This is a genomic window from Klebsiella sp. RC2 (assembly GCF_014192815.1).
Classification (GTDB): Bacteria; Pseudomonadota; Gammaproteobacteria; order Enterobacterales; family Enterobacteriaceae; genus Klebsiella; species Klebsiella variicola.
In genome coordinates, this window is the sequence record NZ_JACHYL010000002.1 from 949,948 (window position 1) to 973,632 (window position 23,685).

22 protein-coding genes, 2 tRNA genes and 2 rRNA genes are annotated in these 23,685 nt (G+C 56.5%); 9 read left to right on the forward strand and 17 right to left on the reverse strand.

Translation table 11 applies throughout. From position 1 onward, the window contains the following. Positions 1 to 3: 3 nt before the first annotated feature. Genes FHW76_RS09440 through FHW76_RS09455 form a run of 4 tightly spaced genes read right to left on the reverse strand, consistent with a single transcriptional unit; the run spans position 4 to position 4,007 of the window. Positions 4 to 642 carry an NADH:ubiquinone reductase (Na(+)-transporting) subunit D gene (locus FHW76_RS09440; protein WP_002889716.1) on the reverse strand — a complete coding sequence of 213 codons (639 nt, stop codon included), beginning with the start codon at positions 640 to 642 and terminating at the stop codon, positions 4 to 6. After that, a complete protein-coding gene (locus FHW76_RS09445; protein ID WP_008805266.1) occupies positions 635 to 1,429 on the reverse strand; it encodes a Na(+)-translocating NADH-quinone reductase subunit C in 795 nt (264 codons plus the stop codon). Before FHW76_RS09445 ends, FHW76_RS09440 begins: the two co-directional genes overlap by 8 nt. Beyond that, positions 1,422 to 2,660 (reverse strand): NADH:ubiquinone reductase (Na(+)-transporting) subunit B, encoded by a 1,239-nt coding sequence (locus FHW76_RS09450; RefSeq protein ID WP_049009823.1) that lies wholly within the window; start codon positions 2,658 to 2,660, stop codon positions 1,422 to 1,424. Before FHW76_RS09450 ends, FHW76_RS09445 begins: the two co-directional genes overlap by 8 nt. A gap of 3 nt (positions 2,661 to 2,663) precedes the next feature. Next, entirely contained in the window at positions 2,664 to 4,007 is a 1,344-nt protein-coding gene (locus tag FHW76_RS09455; protein WP_012968886.1) for a Na(+)-translocating NADH-quinone reductase subunit A, read from the reverse strand. Positions 4,008 to 4,418: 411 nt separating this feature from the next. Here FHW76_RS09455 and dpaA point away from each other — a divergent pair, with 411 nt between their 5' ends. Beyond that, on the forward strand, positions 4,419 to 5,159 hold the full coding sequence (gene dpaA / locus FHW76_RS09460) for a peptidoglycan meso-diaminopimelic acid protein amidase (RefSeq protein ID WP_008805263.1): 741 nt from the start codon (positions 4,419 to 4,421) through the stop codon (positions 5,157 to 5,159). Here dpaA and FHW76_RS09465 read toward each other — a convergent pair. Beyond that, positions 5,130 to 5,897 carry a class II glutamine amidotransferase gene (locus FHW76_RS09465; RefSeq protein WP_008805262.1) on the reverse strand — a complete coding sequence of 256 codons (768 nt, stop codon included), beginning with the start codon at positions 5,895 to 5,897 and terminating at the stop codon, positions 5,130 to 5,132. The genes dpaA and FHW76_RS09465 overlap by 30 nt on opposite strands. A gap of 74 nt (positions 5,898 to 5,971) precedes the next feature. Beyond that, complete coding sequence (gene lpcA / locus FHW76_RS09470; RefSeq protein WP_008805261.1) at positions 5,972 to 6,553, reverse strand: D-sedoheptulose 7-phosphate isomerase; 582 nt, start codon at positions 6,551 to 6,553, stop codon at positions 5,972 to 5,974. A gap of 239 nt (positions 6,554 to 6,792) precedes the next feature. On the opposite strand from lpcA, the gene fadE reads away from it, so the two are divergent. The 3 genes from fadE to FHW76_RS09485 all read left to right on the forward strand — a co-directional run bounded on the left by fadE (position 6,793) and on the right by FHW76_RS09485 (position 11,534). Next, positions 6,793 to 9,237, forward strand: a complete 2,445-nt coding sequence (gene fadE, locus FHW76_RS09475; protein ID WP_008805260.1) for an acyl-CoA dehydrogenase FadE — start codon at positions 6,793 to 6,795, stop codon at positions 9,235 to 9,237. A gap of 177 nt (positions 9,238 to 9,414) precedes the next feature. Next, positions 9,415 to 10,185 carry an amidohydrolase gene (locus tag FHW76_RS09480; protein ID WP_016160335.1) on the forward strand — a complete coding sequence of 257 codons (771 nt, stop codon included), beginning with the start codon at positions 9,415 to 9,417 and terminating at the stop codon, positions 10,183 to 10,185. A 248-nt stretch (positions 10,186 to 10,433) separates the two neighbouring features. Then, on the forward strand, positions 10,434 to 11,534 hold the full coding sequence (locus tag FHW76_RS09485) for an AI-2E family transporter (RefSeq protein WP_183476566.1): 1,101 nt from the start codon (positions 10,434 to 10,436) through the stop codon (positions 11,532 to 11,534). A 28-nt stretch (positions 11,535 to 11,562) separates the two neighbouring features. Here the strand turns inward: FHW76_RS09485 and eamB are convergent, their stop codons facing one another. After that, a complete protein-coding gene (eamB, locus tag FHW76_RS09490) occupies positions 11,563 to 12,153 on the reverse strand; it encodes a cysteine/O-acetylserine transporter (RefSeq protein WP_004204623.1) in 591 nt (196 codons plus the stop codon). A gap of 103 nt (positions 12,154 to 12,256) precedes the next feature. On the opposite strand from eamB, the gene FHW76_RS09495 reads away from it, so the two are divergent. After that, positions 12,257 to 13,138 (forward strand): LysR family transcriptional regulator, encoded by an 882-nt coding sequence (locus FHW76_RS09495; RefSeq protein ID WP_012968890.1) that lies wholly within the window; start codon positions 12,257 to 12,259, stop codon positions 13,136 to 13,138. Between the two features lie 59 nt (positions 13,139 to 13,197). Here FHW76_RS09495 and FHW76_RS09500 read toward each other — a convergent pair. Both FHW76_RS09500 and dnaQ read right to left on the reverse strand, forming a co-directional pair. Further along, positions 13,198 to 13,274 (reverse strand) — tRNA-Asp (locus FHW76_RS09500). 133 nt (positions 13,275 to 13,407) lie between these two features. Then, positions 13,408 to 14,139 (reverse strand): DNA polymerase III subunit epsilon, encoded by a 732-nt coding sequence (gene dnaQ, locus FHW76_RS09505; RefSeq protein ID WP_004204621.1) that lies wholly within the window; start codon positions 14,137 to 14,139, stop codon positions 13,408 to 13,410. Between the two features lie 64 nt (positions 14,140 to 14,203). Between dnaQ and rnhA the strand changes: the two genes are divergently transcribed. After that, a complete protein-coding gene (rnhA, locus tag FHW76_RS09510) occupies positions 14,204 to 14,671 on the forward strand; it encodes a ribonuclease HI (protein WP_004204620.1) in 468 nt (155 codons plus the stop codon). Here the strand turns inward: rnhA and FHW76_RS09515 are convergent. Next, complete coding sequence (locus FHW76_RS09515; protein WP_012968892.1) at positions 14,668 to 15,390, reverse strand: class I SAM-dependent methyltransferase; 723 nt, start codon at positions 15,388 to 15,390, stop codon at positions 14,668 to 14,670. The genes rnhA and FHW76_RS09515 overlap by 4 nt on opposite strands. Before the next feature lie 32 nt (positions 15,391 to 15,422). Here FHW76_RS09515 and gloB point away from each other — a divergent pair, with 32 nt between their 5' ends. After that, a complete protein-coding gene (gene gloB / locus FHW76_RS09520; protein ID WP_008805253.1) occupies positions 15,423 to 16,178 on the forward strand; it encodes a hydroxyacylglutathione hydrolase in 756 nt (251 codons plus the stop codon). Between the two features lie 71 nt (positions 16,179 to 16,249). Beyond that, positions 16,250 to 17,617 carry a murein transglycosylase D gene (gene mltD, locus FHW76_RS09525; RefSeq protein WP_008805252.1) on the forward strand — a complete coding sequence of 456 codons (1,368 nt, stop codon included), beginning with the start codon at positions 16,250 to 16,252 and terminating at the stop codon, positions 17,615 to 17,617. Between the two features lie 59 nt (positions 17,618 to 17,676). Here the strand turns inward: mltD and FHW76_RS09530 are convergent, their stop codons facing one another. The 3 genes from FHW76_RS09530 to FHW76_RS09540 form a co-directional block, all read right to left on the reverse strand. Next, positions 17,677 to 18,447 (reverse strand): class I SAM-dependent methyltransferase, encoded by a 771-nt coding sequence (locus tag FHW76_RS09530; RefSeq protein ID WP_183476568.1) that lies wholly within the window; start codon positions 18,445 to 18,447, stop codon positions 17,677 to 17,679. 87 nt (positions 18,448 to 18,534) lie between these two features. Continuing rightward, positions 18,535 to 19,332, reverse strand: a complete 798-nt coding sequence (locus FHW76_RS09535; RefSeq protein ID WP_002889629.1) for an endonuclease/exonuclease/phosphatase family protein — start codon at positions 19,330 to 19,332, stop codon at positions 18,535 to 18,537. 101 nt (positions 19,333 to 19,433) lie between these two features. Then, positions 19,434 to 20,624 carry an MFS transporter gene (locus FHW76_RS09540; protein ID WP_008805250.1) on the reverse strand — a complete coding sequence of 397 codons (1,191 nt, stop codon included), beginning with the start codon at positions 20,622 to 20,624 and terminating at the stop codon, positions 19,434 to 19,436. 104 nt (positions 20,625 to 20,728) lie between these two features. Here FHW76_RS09540 and yafC point away from each other — a divergent pair, with 104 nt between their 5' ends. Beyond that, positions 20,729 to 21,634 carry a DNA-binding transcriptional regulator YafC gene (yafC, locus tag FHW76_RS09545; RefSeq protein WP_012968896.1) on the forward strand — a complete coding sequence of 302 codons (906 nt, stop codon included), beginning with the start codon at positions 20,729 to 20,731 and terminating at the stop codon, positions 21,632 to 21,634. A 45-nt stretch (positions 21,635 to 21,679) separates the two neighbouring features. Here the strand turns inward: yafC and dkgB are convergent, their stop codons facing one another. The 4 genes from dkgB to FHW76_RS09565 form a co-directional block, all read right to left on the reverse strand. Then, a complete protein-coding gene (gene dkgB / locus FHW76_RS09550) occupies positions 21,680 to 22,483 on the reverse strand; it encodes a 2,5-didehydrogluconate reductase DkgB (protein WP_047665881.1) in 804 nt (267 codons plus the stop codon). 164 nt (positions 22,484 to 22,647) lie between these two features. Then, positions 22,648 to 22,724 (reverse strand) — tRNA-Asp (locus FHW76_RS09555). Between the two features lie 57 nt (positions 22,725 to 22,781). Then, positions 22,782 to 22,897: ribosomal RNA gene (gene rrf, locus FHW76_RS09560) — 5S ribosomal RNA — on the reverse strand. Positions 22,898 to 22,994: 97 nt separating this feature from the next. Beyond that, positions 22,995 to 23,685 (reverse strand): 23S ribosomal RNA (locus tag FHW76_RS09565); the annotation flags it as partial.

Below are 23,685 nucleotides of genomic sequence, written 5' to 3' on the forward strand. Positions count from 1 at the left end.
CGATTACTCCTTTTCCTGCTGCTCAGGCTTCCAGCTACGCAGGGCCCAGATCAGCAAACCGATAATGAAGAAGGCGCTCGGCGCCAGCAGGAACAGGCCGTTCGGCTGATACCAGCCGCCGTTCTGCACCGTCTCCAGCACCGTGATACCGAACAGCTTGCCGCTGCCGATAAGCTCGCGCAGGAAGCCGACGATTATCAGGATCGCGCCATAGCCGAGACCGTTGCCAATACCGTCCATAAAGCTGGCCAGCGGCGGCGATTTCATGGCATAAGCTTCGGCACGCCCCATCACGATACAGTTGGTGATGATAAGCCCGACGAACACCGACAGCTGCTTAGAGGTCTCATAGGCGAAAGCCCGCAGCAGCTGATCCACCACGATAACCAACGAGGCGATGATCGCCATCTGCACGATGATGCGCACGCTATTGGGAATATGGTGGCGAATCATCGAGATAAACATGCTGGAAAACGCCGTCACCAGCGTCACCGCAATGGTCATCACGAAGGCGGTTTCCAGTTTGGTGGTCACCGCCAGCGCGGAGCAGACGCCGAGCACCTGCAGGGCGATGGGGTTATTGGCGATAAGCGGCCCCACCAGCACGCGCTTCACCTCTTTCATATCGCTCTGTTCAGCCATTATTCAGCCCTCCCTCACGCACCTTTTTCAGGAACGGACCAAAGCCCAGTTCGCCCATCCAGAAATCAAAGCTATGCTGCACGCCGTTAGACGTTAGCGTGGCGCCGGATAAACCGTCTACTGCATGCAGGTCACCGGCGCGCGCGCCGCCTTTCACCACCCGGAGTGCCGGCATGCCGTTGTCATCCAGCACCTGCTTGCCAATAAACTGCTGGCGCCAGTTCGGGTTCTCCACTTCGCCGCCCAGCCCCGGGGTTTCCCCCTGATCGTAATAAGTAATGCCTTTCACCGTGCGGCCATCAACGTCCAGCGCCACAAAGGCGTACATCATCGACCACAGGCCATTGCCGTAGATCGGCAGCACCATCTGCTCAATCTGTTGCTGCGCGTCGCGCACCAGATAAATTTCCGCCAGGTTGCTACGCCGCTTAATGCCGGCCGGATCCTGGCTGGCGTCCAGCGCGATGCTCTGCTGCGGATCCTTCAGCGCCTGGGCCTGATTAAATTTTGCCGGGTCTTTCTCCAGCAGCTCGCCGGTCGCCAGATTCACCAGTCGCGGCGAAATGCGCGCCGCGAAGGTTTCCGCTACCGCATCAGCATCCATCCCGGGCTGTATCAGGCCGGCGACGGCCAGGATATTGCGCTGTTTATCCAGCGCCCGCTGCGCCTGCTGGCGGGATTTCAGCCCCACGGCCGAGCCCGCTACCACGATGGAGCAGACCAGACAAAGCACCAGCACCACCAGCAGCGTTTTGCCGATGCTATCGTTACTTTTCTTCTCAGCCACGCGACTTCCTCCGCTTAATATTGGCCTGCACCACCAGGTAATCGAACAGCGGTGCGAAGAGGTTGGCGAAGAGGATCGCCAGCATCATCCCTTCCGGATAGGCCGGGTTCACCACGCGGATCAGCACGCACATCACGCCGATCAGCACGCCGTAACTCCATTTCCCTTTATCGGTAAACGAGGCGGATACCGGGTCCGTCGCCATAAACATCATGCCGAAGGCAAAGCCGCCGAGCACCAGATGCCAGTACCACGGCATCGAGAACATCGGGTTGGTATCGGAGCCGATAACGTTAAACAGGGTGGCGGTGGCGATCATGCCGATCATCACCCCGGCGACGATGCGCCAGGACGCGACGCGGCCAAAGAGAATGATCGCGCCGCCGATCAGGATCATCAGCGTGGAGACTTCGCCAATTGAGCCGGGAATGTTGCCGAGGAAGGCGTCCATCCAGCTCACCGGGATGCCGGTCGCGACGTTAACCAGCGCTTCACCGCCGCCGCTGGCCCACTGGGAGAGCGGCGTGGCGCCGGAGAAACCGTCCGCCGCCGTCCACACGAGATCGCCGGAAATCTGCGCCGGGTAGGCGAAGAACAGGAACGCGCGCCCCGCCAGCGCCGGGTTGAGGAAGTTGCGCCCGGTACCGCCGAAAATCTCTTTGGCGATCACCACCCCAAAGGAGATCCCCAGCGCCGCCTGCCATAGCGGCAGCGTAGGCGGCACAATCAGCGCGAAGAGAATTGAGGTAACGAAAAAGCCTTCGTTGATCTCATGTTTGCGCACAATCGCGAACAGCACTTCCCAGAAGCCGCCGACGATAAAGACGGTGAGGTAAATAGGCAGGAAGAAGACCGCGCCCAGGGTCATCATGCTTAGCCAGCCGGCGTCAGCGCTGAAGCTGACCCCTAACCACTGGGCGACGCTGTAATGCCAGTTGTTGGCGATCACCTGCTGCAGCTGTTCGGCGCCGTACAGTTTGTGCAGCGCCGGAATGGTCTGCAGCCCAACGTTGTACATGCCCCAGAACATCGCCGGGAATACGGCAAACCACACGAGGATCATCATCCGCTTGAGGTCGATGGCGTCGCGCACGTGCGCCGCGCCGCGGGTCACCTGCCCCGGCGTGTAGAAGATGGTCGCCGCCGCTTCATACAGCGGGTAATACTTTTCCAGCTTGCCGCCATGCGTGAAATGCGGCTCAAGTTTCTCAATCAGGTGCTTTAAGCCCATCTCTTATCCTTCCTGCTCAATCTGGGTTAACACGCTGCGCAGCGCCGGACCGTATTCATATTTGCCCGGACAAACGTAGGTGCAGAGCGCCAGATCTTCTTCATCCAGCTCCAGACAGCCCAGCGCCTGGGCGCTATCGCTATCGCCGGCCAGCAGATCGCGCAGCAATATGGTTGGCAGAATATCCAGCGGCATCACCCGCTCATAGTTGCCGATCGGCACCATCGCCCGCTCGCCGCCGTTAGTATCCGTGGAGAAATGAAAGCGCTTGCGCTTGAAGAAATGGCCTAGCGTAGTGCGGGTAATCGAGAACTTCTCTTTGCCCGGCATCACCCAGCCAAACAGCTCTTTTTCCCGACCTTCTCGAACCACGCTCACCTGCAGATGGAAACGCCCGAGGAAAGCGTGGGGGCCGTGGGCGCGGGTACCGCTAAGTACCGAGCCGGAAATGACGCGGTTTTCCCCCTCCTCCAGCTCGCCCGCCAGCAGATCGTCCAGGCTGGCGCCCAGCGTCGTTTTGACCAGCCGCGGCGACTTCACCTGCGGGCCGCCGAGCGCAATTACCCGTTCGCAGTTCAGCTCACCTTCAAGGAAAAGCTGACCGATAGCGATCGCATCCTGATAATTGAGGTGCCAGACCTGTTTATTCAGGCTCACCGGCTCCAGAAAGTGAATATGGGTTCCCGGCAGCCCCGCCGGGTGCGGCCCGGAGAACTGATTAAAACAGACCTGGCCGGCAGGATGGCCGCCCAGCTTGCCGCCGCTGGGCTGGCAGACGTGCACTTTCCCGTCGGTCAGACGCGTGAGCACGGTAAGACCGGCATCAAAGGCGGCACGCTCGGCCAGAATAATCGGCTGCGGCTCCGCCGCCAGCGGATTGGTATCCATGGCGTTGACAAAAATAGCGGCGGGCACGCTGCCCGGGCGCGGCGTTTTACTGAATGGCCGGGTGCGTAGCGCCGTCCACAGGCCCGAGGCCAGCAGCTGCTGCTGTACGGTGTCGCGCGGCAGCTCAGCCAGTGCGTCCGCGGCGTAGCGGGTAAAGGCCACCGCGTCATTGCCCTCGATATCAATCACCACTGACTGTAAAACGCGCCGTTCACCGCGGTGGATCGCGCTGACAACCCCGCTCGCCGGGGCGGTAAAGTAGACGCCGGGGGTCTTTTTATCTTCGAACAGGATCTGACCTTTTTTGACCCGATCGCCCTCTTTGACCGCCATAGCGGGACGCATCCCGACGTACTCTTCGCCGAGTAGCGCGACGCGCTTCACCGCTGGCGCAGGAGAGATCTGCTGTAATGGCATGCCAGCTATGGGCAAATCCAGCCCTTTCGTGATTTTAATCATATCGTTAGCAGGTATCCGTAACCTCAACCCCGACGCAGGCCGGGGCCAGCTTATTGACAGAATGGCAGAGAAGAAAGGGCGAAACGGCGCCAGTGGCGCTCATGACGGAAGAGAAGCCTCCTTTCTTACTCTGGTGATGAACCGGCGCAAGTGTAACATTTCGTGAGCGGCGGCTGTAGCGCGAGGGGCAATAAGTGCTTCTAAAATGCGAGCTATTGCGCAAAGTTCTGACTGTGTTTTCGCCGTAAGCGGGTTATAAAGTGAGGCTGAATTGTAAACGCCGCCACGTCGCCCTTGCGAAAAAATGCCGTGATGCTAATGTGAGCGCTCTAAATCCAGAAAACTCTGATTTCGGGTCTCTCTTGCCGTCCTGGCAATGTGGCTATTTTGTTTTATCAAGGAACAAGCAGTATGCGCAAAATCGCATTATTTATTGCGATGCTTCTGTTGCCGTGCGTGTCATTTGCCGGGCTGCTCAGCAGCAATAGCCCGACGACGCCGGTTAGCAAAGAATACAAGCAGCAATTAATGGGTTCACCGGTTTACATTGAGATCTTTAAAGAAGAGCGCATGCTCGACCTTTACGTCAAAATGGGTGAAACCTACCAGCTCCTCGACAGCTATCGGATCTGCAACTATTCCGGTGGCCTGGGTCCGAAACAGCGCCAGGGTGATTTCAAGAGTCCGGAAGGGTTCTATAGTGTCACCCGCAGCCAGCTCAAACCCGACAGCCGCTTCTATAAAGCCATTAACATCGGCTTCCCGAACGCCTACGATCGCGCCCATGGTTATGAAGGGAAATACCTGATGATCCATGGCGACTGCGTCTCAGTCGGCTGCTACGCCATGACCGACAGCGGGATCGATGAGATCTTCCAGTTTGTGACCGGCGCCTTAGTCTTCGGCCAGCCAAGCGTGCAGGTGAGTATCTATCCGTTCCGCATGACCAACGCCAATATGGAACGCCACAAATACTCCTACTACGCGGATTTCTGGAAACAGCTTAAGCCTGGCTATGACTATTTCCAGCAGACCCACAAACCGCCGATTGTGTCAGTGACCGACGGCCGCTATGTGGTAAGCAAGCCGCTCAGCCACGAGGTTGTTCAGCCGCAGCTGGCCTCAAACTACACGCTCCCCGAGACAAAATAACGCCCACTCGCCTGGCATGATCTTGTGCCAGGTTTCATTGGCCGTCAGCGGCTGCGTGGCGATAACCGTGACCACATCGTTGGGTGTGGTCTCGCGTTGAAAGTCGATCTCCACATCCTGGTCCAGCAGTTTTGCCACGCCAAACGGCGCCCTCCGGGTGATCCAGTGCAGATTGGTCGAGCAGAACGCCATCACGTAGCGCCCGTCCGACAGCAGCATGTTGAACACCCCTTTCTCACGCAGTTCACCCGCCAGGGTGGCGATATACTTGAAAACGCCCAGCATATTGCCCGGCGTGCGCGGATAGCGCTCGGTTAAACGGTGCAGCAGCCAGCAAAACGCTTTTTCACTGTCGGTTTCACCTACCGGATGGAAATTACCGGTTTTCAGCGATTTATAGCCTTTGAGCTGCCCATTGTGCGCATAGGTCCAGTTGCGCCCCCACAGTTCGCGGGTGAAGGGATGGGTGTTCTCCAGGGCCACCATCCCGCGATTGGCCTGACGGATATGGGCGACGACGGAACAGGACTTAATCGGGTAATCCTGGACCAGTTTCGCGATCGGCGACTGAAAGCTCGGCTGCGGATCTTTGAATGTGCGACAGCCTTTGCCTTCATAGAAGGTAATGCCCCAGCCGTCTTTATGCGGCCCCGTCCCGCCCCCGCGCTGCACCAGCCCGGTAAAGCTAAAACAGATATCTGTTGGCACATTGGCGCTCATCCCGAGCAGTTCGCACATAGATCACCTCACCCTCACAAATCACGACGGCGCCAAAGCGAGGCCGCCGTCAACAGTACACACTCGCCTGCCTGTTAGCCTTTCACCATCTCTTTTTCGATCAGCATAATCAGGATATGGATCACTTTGATGTGGATCTCCTGGATGCGGTCGGCATAGCCAAAGTGTGGCACGCGTATTTCAACGTCGGCGGAACCCGCCATTTTGCCGCCGTCTTTACCGGTCAGGGTGATCACTTTCATCCCCTGCGCCCGCGCGGCTTCAATGGCCTTGATCACGTTGCCGGAGTTACCTGACGTGGAGATGCCGAGCAGCACATCGCCCGCACGGCCGACGGATTCAACATAGCGGGAGAACACATACTCATAGCCAAAATCATTGCTCACGCAGGAGAGATGGCTGACGTCGGAGATCGCGATGGCCGGGTAACCCGGGCGGTTTTCGCGATAACGACCGGTCAGCTCCTCCGCAAAATGCATCGCATCGCAATGGGAACCGCCGTTACCACAGGACAGCACTTTCCCACCCGCCTTAAAGCTATCCGCCAACAGAACAGCGGCACGCTGGATAGCATGGATATTGGCTTCGTCCTGCAGAAAGTTAGCCAGCGTTTCCGCGGCTTCGTTCAGTTCGTTACGAATAAGATCCTGGTACATGAGGATAATCCTTCAGTATGAGTGGAATAACCCTGGCAGTGTACCGGATAGCCGCCGAAGCGAGAAGCAGCAGGCAGCGTTATCCCCCGCCCTTTTGATTTTATGTGCCGCTTTTACATACAACAATGTGAGCGAGGTTGTAATTATTTTGTAAACACATTGCTAAATAAAAACGCATGCACTACAACCAATACATCACAAGTGGTCAGACCTCCTACAAGCTCAGGGAGCATTTCTCTATGATGATTTTGAGTATTGTTGCAACCGTCGTTTTACTCGGTGCGCTCTTCTATCACCGGGTCAGCCTGCTGCTCAGCAGTGTGATTTTGCTCGCCTGGACCGCGGCGCTCGGCGCGGCCGGAGTGTGGAATATCTGGCTGCTGCTGCCGCTGGCCATTATTCTGTTGCCGTTCAACTTTGCCCCCATGCGTAAATCGATGATTTCCGCACCGGCATTTCGCGCTTTCCGCAAGGTGATGCCGCCGATGTCGCGTACGGAAAAAGAAGCCATCGACGCCGGCACCACCTGGTGGGAAGGCGATCTGTTCCGCGGCAACCCGGACTGGCACAAGCTGCATAACTATCCGCAGCCGCGCCTGACCGCCGAAGAGCAAGCTTTCCTCGACGGCCCGGTGGAAGAGGCCTGCCGGATGGCTAACGACTTCGCCATCACCCACGAAATGGCCGATCTGCCGCCCGAGCTGTGGGCCTATCTGAAAGAGCACCGCTTCTTCGCGATGATTATCAAGAAAGAGTATGGCGGGCTTGAGTTCTCCGCTTACGCTCAGGCACGAGTGCTACAGAAACTCTCTGGCGTCTCCGGCATCCTGGCGATCACCGTCGGCGTCCCGAACTCGCTGGGCCCGGGCGAACTGCTGCAGCATTACGGTACCGAAGAACAGAAGAATCATTATCTGCCGCGTCTGGCGCGCGGCCTGGAAATCCCCTGCTTCGCACTGACCAGTCCGGAAGCGGGCTCTGACGCCGGCGCTATTCCGGATACCGGCGTGGTGTGCATGGGCGACTGGCAGGGTCAACAGGTGCTGGGGATGCGCCTGACCTGGAACAAACGCTATATCACGCTGGCGCCAATCGCCACCGTGCTGGGGCTGGCCTTCAAACTCTCTGACCCGGACCGTTTGCTGGGCGGCGAGGAAGAGCTGGGCATCACCTGCGCGCTGATCCCCACCTCAACGCCGGGCGTGGAAATTGGCCGTCGCCACTTCCCGCTGAACGTCCCGTTCCAGAACGGCCCAACCCGCGGCAAGGATATCTTCGTGCCGATCGATTACATCATCGGCGGCCCGAGCATGGCCGGTCAGGGCTGGCGCATGCTGGTTGAATGTCTGTCCGTGGGCCGCGGCATTACCCTGCCTTCCAACGCCACCGGCGGCCTGAAATCCGTCGCCATGGCGACCGGCGCCTACGCCCACATTCGCCGTCAGTTCAAAATCTCGATCGGCAAAATGGAAGGGATTGAAGAGGCGCTGGCGCGCATCGCGGGTAACGCCTATGTGATGGACGCCGCGGCGTCGCTGATCACCTACGGCATTATGCTCGGCGAGAAACCGGCAGTGCTGTCCGCGATTGTGAAATATCACTGTACCCACCGCGGCCAGCGCTCCATTATCGACGCGATGGATATTACCGGCGGGAAAGGCATTATGCTGGGCGAAGGTAACTTCCTCGCCCGGGCTTACCAGGGCGCGCCGATCGCCATCACCGTTGAAGGCGCAAACATCCTGACCCGCAGCATGATGATCTTCGGTCAGGGGGCTATTCGCTGCCACCCTTACGTGCTGGAAGAGATGGCCGCCGCGCAGAATAACGACCTGAACGCCTACGATAAGCTGCTGTTCAAACACATCGGCCATGTCGGCAGTAACAAAGTCCGGAGTTTCTGGCTGGGCCTGACCGGCGGACGCACCAGCAGCGCGCCGACCCGTGACGCCACCCGTCGCTACTATCAGCAAATGAACCGTCTGAGTGCCAACCTCGCGCTGCTGTCAGACGTGTCGATGGCGGTACTGGGCGGCAGCCTCAAGCGTCGCGAACGTATCTCCGCGCGTCTGGGGGATGTGTTAAGCCAGCTGTATCTGGCCTCCGCGGTGCTGAAACGCTATGACGATGAAGGACGCAATGAAGCCGATCTGCCGCTGGTTCACTGGGGAGTGCAGGATGCGCTGCACCAGGCTGAACAGGCCATCGACGATCTGCTGAAAAACTTCCCCAACCGTCTGGTGGCAGGTGCGATGCGTGTGGCCATCTTCCCGACCGGGCGTCATCATCATGCGCCGTCGGATAAGCTGGACCATAAAGTCGCTAAAATTCTGCAGGTGCCCAGCGCCACTCGCTCCCGCATCGGTCGCGGTCAGTACCTGACGCCGAGCGAGCATAACCCGGTTGGTCTGCTGGAAGAGGCGCTGCTGGAAGTGATGGCGGCCGATCCTATCCACCAGCGGATCTGCAAAGAGTTGGGTAAAAACCTGCCGTTCACCCGTCTGGATGAGCTGGCACACAACGCGCTGGCCAAAGGATTAATAAATCAGGAAGAAGCCGCTATTCTGACCCGCGCAGAGCACAGTCGCCTGCGCAGCATCAACGTCGACGACTTTGCGCCAGAGGAGCTGGCGACAAAGCCGGTAAAGCTGCCGGAAAAAGTTCGCAAAGTTGAAGCCGCATAATAAAACAATCACCACATCACACGCCGGGCGGGGAATTTTCCCCGCCTTTTTTTCGTCCCCCCTCCTCCGTGGCTTCTGTGAGTAGCATTTTTTTAACAAAATATTCCGCTGACCGCCGCGAGGCTGATATGGTGTTACAGTTAACCTAACCCCCTCATGAGAATGGAGTTGACCATTGTGCCTGGCCTGAAAATTACGCTGTTGCAACAACCGCTGGTCTGGATGGACGGCCCTGCCAACCTGCGCCATTTTGATCGCCAACTGGAAGGGATTATTGGGCGCGATGTCATTGTTTTACCGGAGATGTTCACCACCGGCTTTGCCATGGAAGCGGCAAAACAGTCTTTACCCGAAGCCGACGTGGTGGAGTGGATGCATGCCCGGGCCGCGCAAACCCAGGCGCTGATTGCCGGCAGCGCAGCGCTGCAAACCGAACACGGCGCTGTTAACCGCTTCCTGCTGGTCGAGCCCGACGGTACGGTGCACCATTATGATAAACGGCACCTGTTCCGTATGGCCGATGAACACCATCATTATGAGGCTGGTGACCGACGCGTGGTCTTTGAATGGCGCGGATGGCGTATCCTGCCGCTGGTCTGTTACGACCTGCGCTTTCCGGTATGGTCGCGTAATCTGAACGACTATGATTTGGCGCTGTATGTTGCCAACTGGCCGGCGCCGCGCTCCCTACACTGGCAGTCGCTGCTGGTCGCCCGCGCTATCGAGAACCAGGCCTATGTCGCCGGCTGTAACCGGGTCGGTACTGACGGTAACGGCCATCATTACCGCGGCGATAGCCGGATTATCAGTCCCCAGGGGGAGATTGTCGCCACTGCCGATCCGCATCAGGCCACCCGTCTTGATGCCGAATTGTCGCTGGCTGCCCTCCAGGAATATCGCGAAAAATTTCCCGCCTGGCGCGATGCCGATCCTTTTACCCTCGGTTAATCTCCCTCCGCTTTCTTCCTCATTCAGCAGGTAAAGAAAGCGGGATTTCGCCCGCCAGCGCACCGCAGAATATTTGCCGGGCGCCATTCATTTCTGTTCTACACTCATTAAAAGACCCCACAACCAAATGGGCGGAGATCACCTTCAACTCACTTCTGCGTTGTAAATCATGAATTTTCTGTTGCTGGCGTGTTCTGTTAAACAACGCTGAGCGTTGGCGTAAGAATATTATGTGAGCGTAAAAGAAAATGGATAATAATAATCTGCTGTTGATTGAAAAACGGCTGGTCACCCGCTTTCTCGATATGTTTATTCGGTTTGGGCTTATTCTGGCGCTGGCCTCATTCTGTTTTACCGTCTTTTCTCCCTTTATCAATATGATGCTCTGGGCGCTGATCCTCGCCGTGGCGCTCTATCCCTTACATCAATATTTTGCCGGATTGTTAGCGGGCAAACAGGGACTGGCGTCAGTGGTGCTGGTGTTGTTAGGTATTTTACTGATCGTCATCCCCACGGTGCTGATGATCACCTCGCTGGCGGAAAGCGCCAGCGCCATGATAGACAAGATGGGCAGCCAGAGCTTTACCATTCCCCCGCCCTCCTCGCGCATTGCCGCGTTACCGATCATTGGCGAACGGCTTAGCACCCTGTGGATGAGAGCTTCCGTCGATCTCCCGGGACTGCTCAGTAATTACCGCTCGCAAATCGGCGACATTGCCAAACAGTTTCTCAGTATTTTGGCCAGCATGGGCGGCGGGCTGATTGGCTTTATTATTTCGTTTATCGTCTCGGGAATTATGATGGCCTGGGGCGCAGCGGGCGCCATCAGCGCCCAGCGTATTGCCATCCGTATTACCGATGAAAATAAAGGCGTGACCCTCACCCGCCTGTGCACCAGCACCATCCGCGCGGTCGCCCAGGGCGTCATCGGGGTGGCATTGATCCAGGCGCTGCTGGTCGGCGTGATCATGCTGATGGCCAGCATTCCCGCCGTCGGGATCTTCTTTATTCTGGCCCTGCTCCTCGGCATTGCCCAGGTGCCGGTGATCCTGGTGACGGCCCCGGCCATTGCGCTAATGTGGAGTCTCGGCACCCACAGTACCGGCATGGATATCTTCTACACCATCCTGCTGATCGTCGCCGGCATGGCCGATAACGTCCTCAAACCTCTGCTGCTGGGGCGCGGAGTCGACGCACCAATGCCGGTAGTGCTGCTGGGCGCCCTCGGCGGAATGGCCTCTAACGGCATTCTCGGTATGTTTCTCGGCGCCACCCTGCTGGCCATCGGTTATCGGATCTTCATGACCTGGGTAAATGAAGGGCAACCCGCCCTGCCGCAGGATAAATAACCTCAAGGGAGCGTTACGCTCCCTTAATTCATTCCATAAACATTCGTACCGCGCACCAGACCAGCAGCAGCGCCAGCAGCAGATTTAACCCTCTTCCATGGCGTTCGAACACCGGCTGAAACAGATGACCGGCCAGCGCCCAGCAAAGATTGCCGGCAACGCCTATTACTGATAGCAACAGGCTTATCATCACCAGCCAGAATGGCTCGCGAGTCACTGGCAGAACAAAGGTCGACAGGGCCGTGATGCCGTACAGGATAATTTTTACATTCACAAACTGCAGCCCCAGGCTGGCCCAGAAGCTGACAGGCCGCTCCTCCTGCCCACCGCTGGCCGGGTCGCTGCGGGCAATGTGCCAGGCCAGCCACAGGATATACCCTGCGCCGACCCAGCGTAGCAGGGAGGTTATCCCCTCATCCAGGGTAACGAGAGTGAACGTCAGCCCGGCACAAATCAGCATGATGATCACAAACCCCAGGCTCATGCCGGCCAGAACCCGCATGCTCCGTCGAAAGCCGTGCGCGGTGACGCTGCTCAGCGCCAGAATATTATTCGGCCCGGGCGTCAGGGCGGTGATCAGGGTGTAAGTTAAAAAGGCGCTAATCAGGGTAGGTGTCACGTGTTTTCTCCTCTTGACTGGCAGACAGTACCCGAAGCTGATAATTTAAAAAAATGAATGTTTTTTCATTCTGAATTCGAGAATGTCGATATAAAGAGGAAATATGGATCTGCGACGCTTTATCACCTTCAAAACGGTTGTCGAAGAAGGATCCTTTCTGCGCGCCTCGCAGAAACTGTGCTGCACCCAGTCCACCGTAACCTTTCATATCCAGCAGCTTGAGCAGGAGCTTGCTATCCCGCTTTTTGAGAAAATTGGCCGACGGATGTGTCTCACCGCCGCCGGTAAAAATGTCCTGCCGCACGTCTACGATCTGACCAAAGTGATGGCGTCGATTCGCCAGGCGGCGCGCCAGGACGATGAACCCGGCGGCGAACTTCGCGTCGCCACTGGTGAAACCCTGCTGGCGTACAAAATGCCGCCGGTGCTGCAGCGTTTTAAGCAACGCGCCCCGAAGGTCCGCCTGTCACTACAGTCGCTCAATTGCTACAGCATCCGTGATGCGCTGCTCGCTGACGAAGTCGACCTGGGGGTGTTTTACCGGGTTGGCAACGATGATGCGCTCACCATGATGGAACTTGGCCCGCAGCCGCTGGCGCTGGTCGCGTCAGTCGATCAGGCGCCGGTCGACTTCCTGCGCCCGCGGCAGCATATCCCATTGAGTTTTATCATCAACGAACCCCAGTGCGTGTTCCGGCAGATTTTTGAAAGTACCCTGCGCCAGCGCGGCATTACCATGGAGAACACCATCGAACTGTGGAGTATTGAAAGCATCAAGCAGTGCGTGGCGGGCAATCTGGGGGTGAGCTTCCTGCCGCGCTTTGCGGTAGAGGAGGAACTCAAACGCGGGACGCTGGTCGAGCTGCCGTTCAGCGAGACGCCGCTGACGATCCATGCGCTCTGCGCCCATCACGCCGGGAAAGCAATCAGTCCGGCGATGCGGGTATTCATGCAGTGTATGCAGGAGGAACAAGAGGCGCGCTGAAATTCGGCGACGAAAACGACGAAAGCCTGAATCATTGCTGATTCAGGCTTTCTGAATAGTGGCGGAACGGACGGGACTCGAACCCGCGACCCCCTGCGTGACAGGCAGGTATTCTAACCGACTGAACTACCGCTCCGCGTTGTTGTTCCGTTGGGAACGAGGCGAATATTACGGATTCCCCTCTACCCCGTCAACGCTTTTTCTACCGTTTTGAATCGTTTGCTGCAAAAATCGCCCAACCGCCTACTTTTAATCCATTTTAGTGGTTATCAGGCACGCCACAGGCAGCTTCCGCCTTTCTTTTGTACCAGATCGAGGCGGGATTCATGGTTCACCAGTTCTTCATCAGAGGCATAAACTACCCGTAACTGGCTGGCGGCGCGGACGACGCGCTGAATGCCCATCTCTCCCGCCTGCTGCTGGCTTTCGCCTTCCATAGAGAACGCCATCGAAGTCTGGCCGCCGGTCATCATCAAATAGACATCGGCAAGGATCTGGGCATCGAGTAATGCCCCGTGCAGCGTACGCTTGCTGTTATCTATTTCGTAGCGCGAACATAACGCATCCAGACTGTTGCGCTTGCCGGGGAACATTTTCCGCGCCAGCGCCAGGCTGTCGGTGATTTTACAAAAGGTCTCGGTTTTTCCAATGCCGCGGTTCAGCTTACCGAACTCATAATCCATAAAGCCGATATCGAACGAGGCGTTATGGATCACCAGCTCCGCGCCGCGGATGTAATCCATAAACTCATCAGCCACGTCGGCAAAGGTGGGTTTGTCCAGCAGGAACTCATCGGCGATCCCGTGCACGCCGAATGCTTCAGGATCCACCAGCCGATCGGGCTTCAGATAGACATGGAAATTGTTACCGGTCAGGCGGCGGTTGATCACCTCCACGGCGCCGATCTCGATAATCTTGTGTCCTTCGTAGTGCGCCCCGATCTGGTTCATACCGGTGGTTTCGGTATCGAGAACAATCTGGCGCGTAATTGCAGTGCTCATAGCGGTCATTTATGTCAGACTTATCGTTTACAAATCGATTTCAATTACAGGAAGTCTACCAGAGATGCTCAAACAGGTAGAAATTTTCACCGACGGCTCTTGCCTGGGAAATCCAGGACCCGGCGGTTACGGCGCCATCATGCGCTACCGCCAGCACGAAAAAACCTTTAGCGCCGGCTACCGTCTGACCACCAATAACCGCATGGAACTGATGGCGGCAATCGTCGCTCTCGAGGCGTTAAAAGAGCATTGTGAGGTGGTGCTCAGCACCGACAGCCAGTATGTCCGCCAGGGGATCACCCAGTGGATCCACAACTGGAAAAAGCGCGGCTGGAAAACGGCAGAGAAAAAACCGGTAAAGAATGTCGACCTCTGGCAGCGGCTGGATGCTGCGCTTGGCCAGCATAAGATCAAATGGGAGTGGGTGAAGGGCCACGCCGGCCATCCAGAAAACGAACGCTGCGACGAGCTGGCCCGCGCGGCGGCCTCCCATCCCACTCAGGACGACATCGGCTACCAGCCGGAGAGCTAATTCTGCCCCTTGCGCCACTGCCGGGTGGCGCCGACTGCCGGCCGCAGCTGGGTTTTCGCTTTACCGGATTTCATCGGATTGAGCGTCAGCGGAATGGTCCGTTTGCGGGCGACAATCAATTGCAAACAGCCCAGCGCTGGCAGATGTGTGCTCAGCAGTTTGCCGCCGTGGCGCGACCAGGGTAAAACCTGATAACGCCCATAGTGCAGCACTTCAAAGTTGAGTAGCGACAGCCAGTCCAGCTGGCGCATCAGCGTAAACATACGGCTATTATAAGGCGTACCGTTGCGCAGGAGCGGCACCAGCTTACGCAACCCCATCAGGCTGACCGGATTAAACCCGGTCAGGATCATCCAGCCATCATCGATCAGTACACGATCGGCTTCCCGCAGCAGACGATGCGGATCGCTACACCACGGCAGGGTGTGCGCCAGCAGGCAGGCGTCGACGGACTTTTCGGCAAAGGGTAAATGCAGCGGATCGGCCCGAACCTGCATCGGATTTCCTGCCAGCGAGACATTGACCTGGTGCGAGATGGCGCAAGCTTCAGTATTGATTTCCGCGCTCAGATTGCCAATCTTAAGCAGATGAAAGCCATATAATTTAGCCAGCCACGGTTTCATCTGCTGCTCCAGCGTTTCGCGATAGTATTCGCCCCACGGCATACTGGACCAATGCTCAGGCGCTGTCACTGTGTGAGGTATCCTTGCCGGCTTCATTGCCACCTTCCGCTACGCTTTAGAGGTAATTTATGAATCTTATCAGTATTCCCGCGTTTCAGGACAACTACATCTGGGTTCTCAGTGAGAATAACGGCCGCTGCATCATCGTTGACCCAGGAGAAGCCGCGCCGGTTCTGGCGGCCATTGAGGAAAACCAATGGCAGCCCGAAGCCATTTTACTAACCCATCACCATCAGGATCACGTCGGCGGCGTAAAACAATTACGTGAAAAATTCCCTTCTATAGTGGTTTACGGGCCGGCGGAAACCCAGGATAAGGGAGTCACTCAGGTGGTAGGCGATGGCGATCGGCTGTCAATTCTCGGGCACGATTTTTCCATTTTCTCTACGCCAGGTCACACATTAGGACATATCTGTTACTACAGCGAACCTTATCTGTTCTGTGGCGACACAATGTTCTCCGGCGGCTGCGGAAGGCTCTTCGAAGGTACTGCAGAGCAGATGTATCAATCATTTATGAAAATTAACGCCCTTCCTGAAGAAACCCTCATATGTTGCGCACATGAATATACGTTAGCGAATATGAAGTTTGCATTGAGTATCCTGCCAGATGATAGGGACATAAACGATTACTATCATAAAGTTAATGAGTTACGTGCAAAAAAACAAAAAACACTACCCGTAACTCTGAAAAATGAGCGTCGTATAAATTTATTTTTACGCGTAAATGATATTGATTTAATTGATAAAATTAACCAAGAAACAAATTTGCAACACTCTGTGGCGCGATTTGCATGGTTAAGGTCAAAGAAAGACGACTTCTGATATTTAATTCTTGTCATCGGCCAACTTCGCCGTTATCCTTGGTCGTCTTTTAAGCAACTATTGACACACACATGAAGGCACGAGCGATATTACTCGCCTCTGTCCTGCTGGTGGGGTGCCAGGCGTCTAAGCACGATGGCACCGTCGAACAGCGAGCACAGAGCCTTTCTGCGGCTGGTCAAGGGGAAGCAGGTAAGTTCACAAGTCAAGCGCGCTGGTTAGATGATGGAACCTTCTACGCGCAAGACCAGGATCTGTGGACTTCCATAGGCGACGAGCTAAAGATGGGAATACCGGATAATCCCCGGATTCGCGAACAGAAACAGAAGTACTTAAGAAATAAGAGCTATCTCCACGATGTAACTTTACGGGCAGAGCCGTATATGTACTGGATAGCCGGGCAGGTTAAGAAACGTAACATGCCAATGGAACTGGTATTACTACCCATAGTGGAGAGCGCTTTTGACCCACACGCGACGTCTGGCGCCAATGCCGCAGGCATTTGGCAGATCATTCCGAGCACAGGGCGCAATTATGGTTTAAAACAGACCCGCAGTTACGATGCGCGTCGTGACGTCGTCGCATCTACTACCGCGGCGCTGGACATGATGCAACGTCTGAACAAAATGTTCGACGGCGACTGGTTATTAACGGTCGCAGCCTATAACAGCGGCGAAGGTCGGGTCATGAAAGCAGTAAAAGCGAACCGTTCGCGTGGTAAACCCACCGATTTCTGGTCGCTGTCTCTGCCGCATGAAACGAAAATCTACGTACCGAAAATGCTGGCGTTGAGCGACATTCTCAAAAACAGCAAGCGTTACGGCGTAAAGCTGCCTACGGCCGATGAAAGCCGTGCGCTGGCGCGCGTTCGCCTCGACAGCCCGGTTGATATTTCTCAGCTCGCGGACATGGCAGGAATGCCGGTCAGCAAACTGAAAACCTTCAACGCTGGCGTAAAGGGGTCAACGCTGGGCGCGAGTGGGCCAAAGTACGTCATGGTGCCGCAGAAGCACGCCGCTCAGCTGCGTGAATCGCTGGCCTCTGGCGACATTGCCGCCGTGCAGCCAACGCAGCTCGCGGACAATACGCCGCTGACCAGCCGTAGCTATAAGGTACGCTCTGGCGACACGATTTCCGGGATTGCTTCGCGTCTCGGCGTCACGACCCGGGATTTGCAGCAGTGGAACAATCTGCGCGGTTCAGGGTTAAAAGTCGGGCAGAGTCTGGTTGTCGGCGCAGGTAGCAGCGCACAGCGCCTGGCGAACAACAGCGATAGCATCACCTATCGTGTTCGCAAAGGTGATTCGCTGTCGAGCATCGCCAAGCGTCACGGTGTTAATATTCGCGACGTGATGCGCTGGAACAGCGATACCGACAATCTGCGGCCTGGCGATCAGCTAACGCTGTTTGTGAAAAACAGCGATCGACCAGAGTCCTGATACGTCAGGGTTCGATAAAAAGGCACCGACTTCCCCCGGTGCCTTTTTTGTTGCCCGTATTAAACCGCTTTATGCGCTTCGAACAGGATGGTATCGCTGGTAAACGACCCGTCCTGCTGTAATTCGAAGTAGGCTTTGACCTCCGCCGAAGCGCTCTGCTGATATAAGCGAATCGCTTCTACCAGCGCCTCTGGGGTGCGCATCCGCGCCACCCATGAGCTGAACTCCAGCGGCAGGCGATCTGTCGATAAATGATTAATCACCAGGCCTGCGTCATTGGCCAGCGCCAGCCACTCGCCGCTGGAATAATTACGCACGTGCGAGGTATCGCGCAGCGCTTCCACGGTCTGCAACCAGACATCACGTACCGGATGACCCGGCGTCATCACGTCCATTATGATCATCACCCCGCCCGGCTTGAGAACACGTTTCACCTCACGCAGCGCCTGGCCGACATCATGCCAGTGGTGCGCGGAGTAGCGGCTAATCACCACATCAAAGCTGGCATCAGCGAACGGCAGCGTTTCAGCGTACCCCTGCTGGGTCACGATATTGCTAAAGCCTTTCTCTTTTGCCGCCGCGGTAACCACTTCCAGCATCTGGCTTGATAAATCATAGGCGGTCACCTCGGCAACCTGTCCCGCCGCGGTAAAGCTGGCGTGCCCTGCCCCGCAGCCCATATCCAGCACTTTCGCCTGAGCGAAATCGGCCAGCCGTTCAGCCAGCCGCTGCAGATCGCGCCCGGAGGCGTGCACGGCGCTGGTCAAATAGGCGCTGGCCTGGGAGCCGAACTGCTTTTCGACGTTGTCATGGTGAGAGCGTGTTGTCATTGTGTTGTCCTTCGGTTGTGTGAGTAATTTAGGGCAGCATCGTGCTGAACGCAGACCTGCCCGATGGCAGGCCTGACATACCTTAAATTAATCAGGCTTGCCGGGACTGAATTCGACTAGTAGCGGGTTGTGATCGGAGGCGCGGGTCACCAGCACGGAAGCATCGTGCACGCTTAACCCACGATAGAACACAAAATCGAGCGGACGACCAAACGCACGGCGGCGCTGATCGTCAGAGAAACGAACTTCGCGTAACGACATCTCACGCGCAAAGCGGTACAGCGCGTTCATTCGCGGCCGGCTCCAGGCATTGAAGTCCCCGGCCATAATCACCGGCCCGCTGTGATGGGCGATCTGATCGCCGATCGGCAGCAACTGCTTGCTGTAGACATCGACGCCAAGGCTAAAGTTGACCGCATGGATGTTGACCACCATCAGCAGCCGCGCATCGGGCAGCGGATAAACGGTCACTAACGCCGATTTCGGCAATCGCAAAATAGGCTCGCGCTCGCGCAGCGGACAGCAATAGATGGGGTGAGCGGAGGCCAGCGTCATCACGCCGGAAGGATGCTGCGGCAATACCAGCGCCGGCACCTGATCGGCGGCCAGATAGTTTGAAGTCGCGAACCTGACCAGTTCTGGGGTGGTTTGCGCCTCCTGCAACAGGACCAAATGCGCATCTTTGCCGAAATTTTTGAGGACCGACTGCCACTCTGCGCGCTGCTGCTTGAAGATATTCCATACCAGCACGCGGATCTTTTCATCGCTGCTTAACGGCGTGCCGGCAGGATAAACCGGACTGACGCCCGCAAACGCCCCCGGAGGCAATATCCTCTCCGCAGGTTGTCCGGCGACGTAGCGCATGGCATAGGTATTCTTTCGCAATTTGGGCATCAATCCTCAATAACAGAAACCAGCCCAACAACGACTGGTTCTTCTGTTATAGGGATTTTCCCATCCACTTTCAATGCAATTTGCGATAAACCCTAGCCTTCGAGAGAAACCGCTGTCGAACGGCGCGGCGATTTATCTAAACGACCGCTCAGCATCACCAACAGCAGGGCGACCAGCACAATCACCGCACCAATCCACGGCGTCTGCGCCAGACCATACCGTTCAACCGTCTGCCCGCCGACGATGGACCCCAGCGCAATACCAATATTGAAGGCGGCAATATTCAGGCCGGAAGCGACGTCGACGGCGCCAGGCGTATACTGTTCGGCTTTTTGCACCACGTATACCTGCAGACCCGGCACGTTGCCGAAGGCGAAAATACCCATTACCAGCACCGTTGCCAGCGCAGCATAGTGGATGCTGGCGGTCAACTGGAAGACCAGCAGCAGCACAACCAGCGCGGCGAAGATAAACTTCAGCGCGGAGACGGCGCCATGCTTATCGGCCAGTTTGCCTCCCCACACATTGCCAATAGCGACCGAGACACCGTAGCCCAACAGGATCCAGCTAACCGCAGACGGACTGAAACCGGCCAGCTCCTGCATCATCGGAGCAAGAAAAGTAAAGGCGGTAAATACGCCGCCATAGCCCAGCGCGGTAATGGCGTAGATCATCAGCAGGCGAGGATGAGTTAAGACTTTCATCTGATCGCGCAGGCTGGCGCTGGCGCGGCCCGGAATATTATTCGGCACCAGAAGCAGACTGCTGATAAGCGCAATCACGCCCAGAATCGATACCGCGAGGAACGTTTCCCGCCAGCCAAAATGCTGACCGATGAAAGTCCCGAACGGCACCCCGGTGACGAGCGCGACCGTCAGGCCGCCGAACATAATAGCGATAGCTGAGGCGGCTTTCTCTTTTGCCACCAGGCTGGTGGCGATTGTCGAGCCAATAGAGAAGAACACGCCGTGTGCCAGACCGGTCAGCAATCGCGCCAGGATCAGCGTTTCATAGCCCGGGGCCTGCCAGGCCAGCACATTACCCGCCGTAAACAGGACCATCAACGCCAGCAGCAGCTGTTTACGCGGCATACGCCCCGTTAACGCCGTTAGCACCGGAGCGCCAATCGCCACGCCCAGCGCGTAGATAGAGACCAGCAGTCCCGCCGAAGGCAGAGAGATAGAGAGTTGTTGCGCGATAGTCGGGACCAGGCCGACAATCACAAATTCAGTGGTGCCAATTGCGAAGGCACCGATAGTTAAGGCAAATAGCGCCAGTGGCATAATTTACTCCGTAGCATCAGGATTAAGATGACACGTAGTATGAAGGGTTGTATAAATAACAAAAACTATCAAAGTATCAATAGAATTTTGCTACAGGTGCAATAATGAGAGCCACATCAGAGGAGATCGCCATCTTTGTGGCGGTGGTGGAAAGCGGAAGTTTCAGCCGGGCGGCCGAGCAGCTCGGACAGGCCAACTCTGCCGTCAGCCGGGCGGTCAAGAAGCTGGAATCAAAGCTAGGCGTAAGCCTGCTCAATCGGACCACCCGCCAGCTCAGTCTGACGGAGGAAGGCGAGCGCTATTTTCGCCGGATGCAGGTGGTCTTGCAGGAAATGGCGGCAGCAGAGAATGACCTGCTGGAAACGCGCACAACGCCGCGGGGCCTGCTGCGGGTGGATGCCGCGACGCCGGTGATGCTGCATTTTCTCATGCCGCTGGTGAAGCCATTTCGCGAGCGCTACCCGGAAATGACGCTGTCGCTCGTCTCTTCAGAGACGTTTATTAACCTGATTGAACGAAAAGTGGATGTGGCCATTCGGGCCGGGACCTTAACGGATTCCAGCCTGCGCGCCCGACCGCTATTTACCAGCTATCGTAAGATCGTCGCCTCACCAGACTATGTCGCGCGCTACGGTATGCCGCAGCATCCGTCCGATCTGAAACAGCATCACTGCCTCGGGTTCACCGAGCCGGTATCGCTGAATACCTGGCCGGTCTCCTGTTGCGATGGTCAGCTGTTAGAGATCGAATCGGCGGTGTCCTCCAATAGCGGTGAAACGCTCAAGCAACTGTGTCTGACCGGTAACGGTATTGCCTGTTTGTCGGATTATATGGTGGATAAAGAGATTGGCCGTGGGGAGTTTGTCGAACTACTGGCCGATAAGCGCTTACCGGTGGAGATGCCCTTCAGTGCGGTGTACTACAGCGACCGGGCGGTCAGCACGCGCATCAGGGCATTTATTGACTTTCTAAGTGAGCACGTCAAACAGCTCCCGAAGGAGCTGTCGTAATATGGTCTCAGACGGCAGGGTGAACGGCATGCCGAAAGCGGGAGATTAATCCCACTGTGGAGCCAGACCTTCCGGACTCACCAGACGATCGTTGCAGTCGAGTGCGGCGATCGCTTTACGATCTTCATCATCCAGCTGCAGATCCTGCGCTTTCAGGTTGCTGGCCAGATTGTCACGTTTGGTGGACGATGGGATAACCGCATAGCCTTCGCCCATTGCCCATGCCAGAATAACCTGCGCTGGGGTCGCACCATGTTTCGCCGCGATGCGGGCAATCACTTCATCTTTCAGCGCCTTACCGTAGGCCAGCGTCATGTAAGAGGTGATATGGATGCCGTGCTCACGCGCCCAATCGACCACTTTACGGTTTTGCAGATACGGCGAGAGCTCAATCTGGTTAGTCGCGATATTCTCAGCGCCAACGGCGGCAATCGCGCGCTCCATCAGTGGAATAGTGAAGTTGGAGATACCGATCTGACGGGTCAGCCCCAGCTTCTTCGCTTCCATCAGGGCTGCCATAAACTCTTCAACAGCTACCGCATCGTTCGGTGACGGCCAGTGGATCAGCGTGAGATCAACATAGTCAGTGCGAAGCTTCTGCAGGCTCTCTTTCAGGCTGGCGATGAGTTTGTCTTTGCTCAGGTTTTCGATCCAGATTTTGGTCGTGATGAACAGCTCATCACGCGGCACGCCGCTTTCGGCGATGGCCTGACCCACCGCGGCTTCGTTGTCATAGATTTGCGCGGTGTCGATAGCACGATAGCCCAGCTCCAGCGCGGTTTTTACGGATGCGATAACAACATCATCTTTCAGACGGAAGGTGCCAAGACCAAATGCAGGGATTACCATGATTTTCCTCGTTATTTCTTCATTTCGGTTAACGGATGAAATTATGGCTGATGGTGTGGAGGAGAAAAAGAGCGATTAATGCAGAGGATTTTTGCTGAATTAGCAATAATAGAGAACAGATCAAACAAAAAAGCCCTGAGCAAATGCTCAGGGCTCTTAATAAGTGGCGGAACGGACGGGACTCGAACCCGCGACCCCCTGCGTGACAGGCAGGTATTCTAACCGACTGAACTACCGCTCCACCGAATTTCTTCGCTTTATTACCACCGGTTGTCACCCCGGCTTACTGCAATTTGATGCCTGGCAGTTCCCTACTCTCACATGGGGAGACCCCACACTACCATCGGCGCTACGGCGTTTCACTTCTGAGTTCGGCATGGGGTCAGGTGGGACCACCGCGCTATCGCCGCCAGGCAAATTCTGTTTTCAACACGTCTCACGGACGCATCGAGTAATCTGTATCAGAGCTGAAAATCTTCTCTCAAATCCGCCAAAACAGCTTCGGCGTTGTAAGGTTAAGCCTCACGGTTCATTAGTACCGGTTAGCTCAACGCATCGCTGCGCTTACACACCCGGCCTATCAACGTCGTCGTCTTCAACGTTCCTTCAGGAGACTTAAAGTCTCAGGGAGAACTCATCTCGGGGCAAGTTTCGTGCTTAGATGCTTTCAGCACTTATCTCTTCCGCATTTAGCTACCGGGCAGTGCCATTGGCATGACAACCCGAACACCAGTGATGCGTCCACTCCGGTCCTCTCGTACTAGGAGCAGCCCCCCTCAATTCTCCAGCGCCCACGGCAGATAGGGACCGAACTGTCTCACGACGTTCTAAACCCAGCTCGCGTACCACTTTAAATGGCGAACAGCCATACCCTTGGGACCTACTTCAGCCCCAGGATGTGATGAGCCGACATCGAGGTGCCAAACACCGCCGTCGATATGAACTCTTGGGCGGTATCAGCCTGTTATCCCCGGAGTACCTTTTATCCGTTGAGCGATGGCCCTTCCATTCAGAACCACCGGATCACTATGACCTGCTTTCGCACCTGCTCGCGCCGTCACGCTCGCAGTCAAGCTAGCTTATGCCATTGCACTAACCTCCTGATGTCCGACCAGGATTAGCTAACCTTCGTGCTCCTCCGTTACTCTTTGGGAGGAGACCGCCCCAGTCAAACTACCCACCAGACACTGTCCGCAACCCCG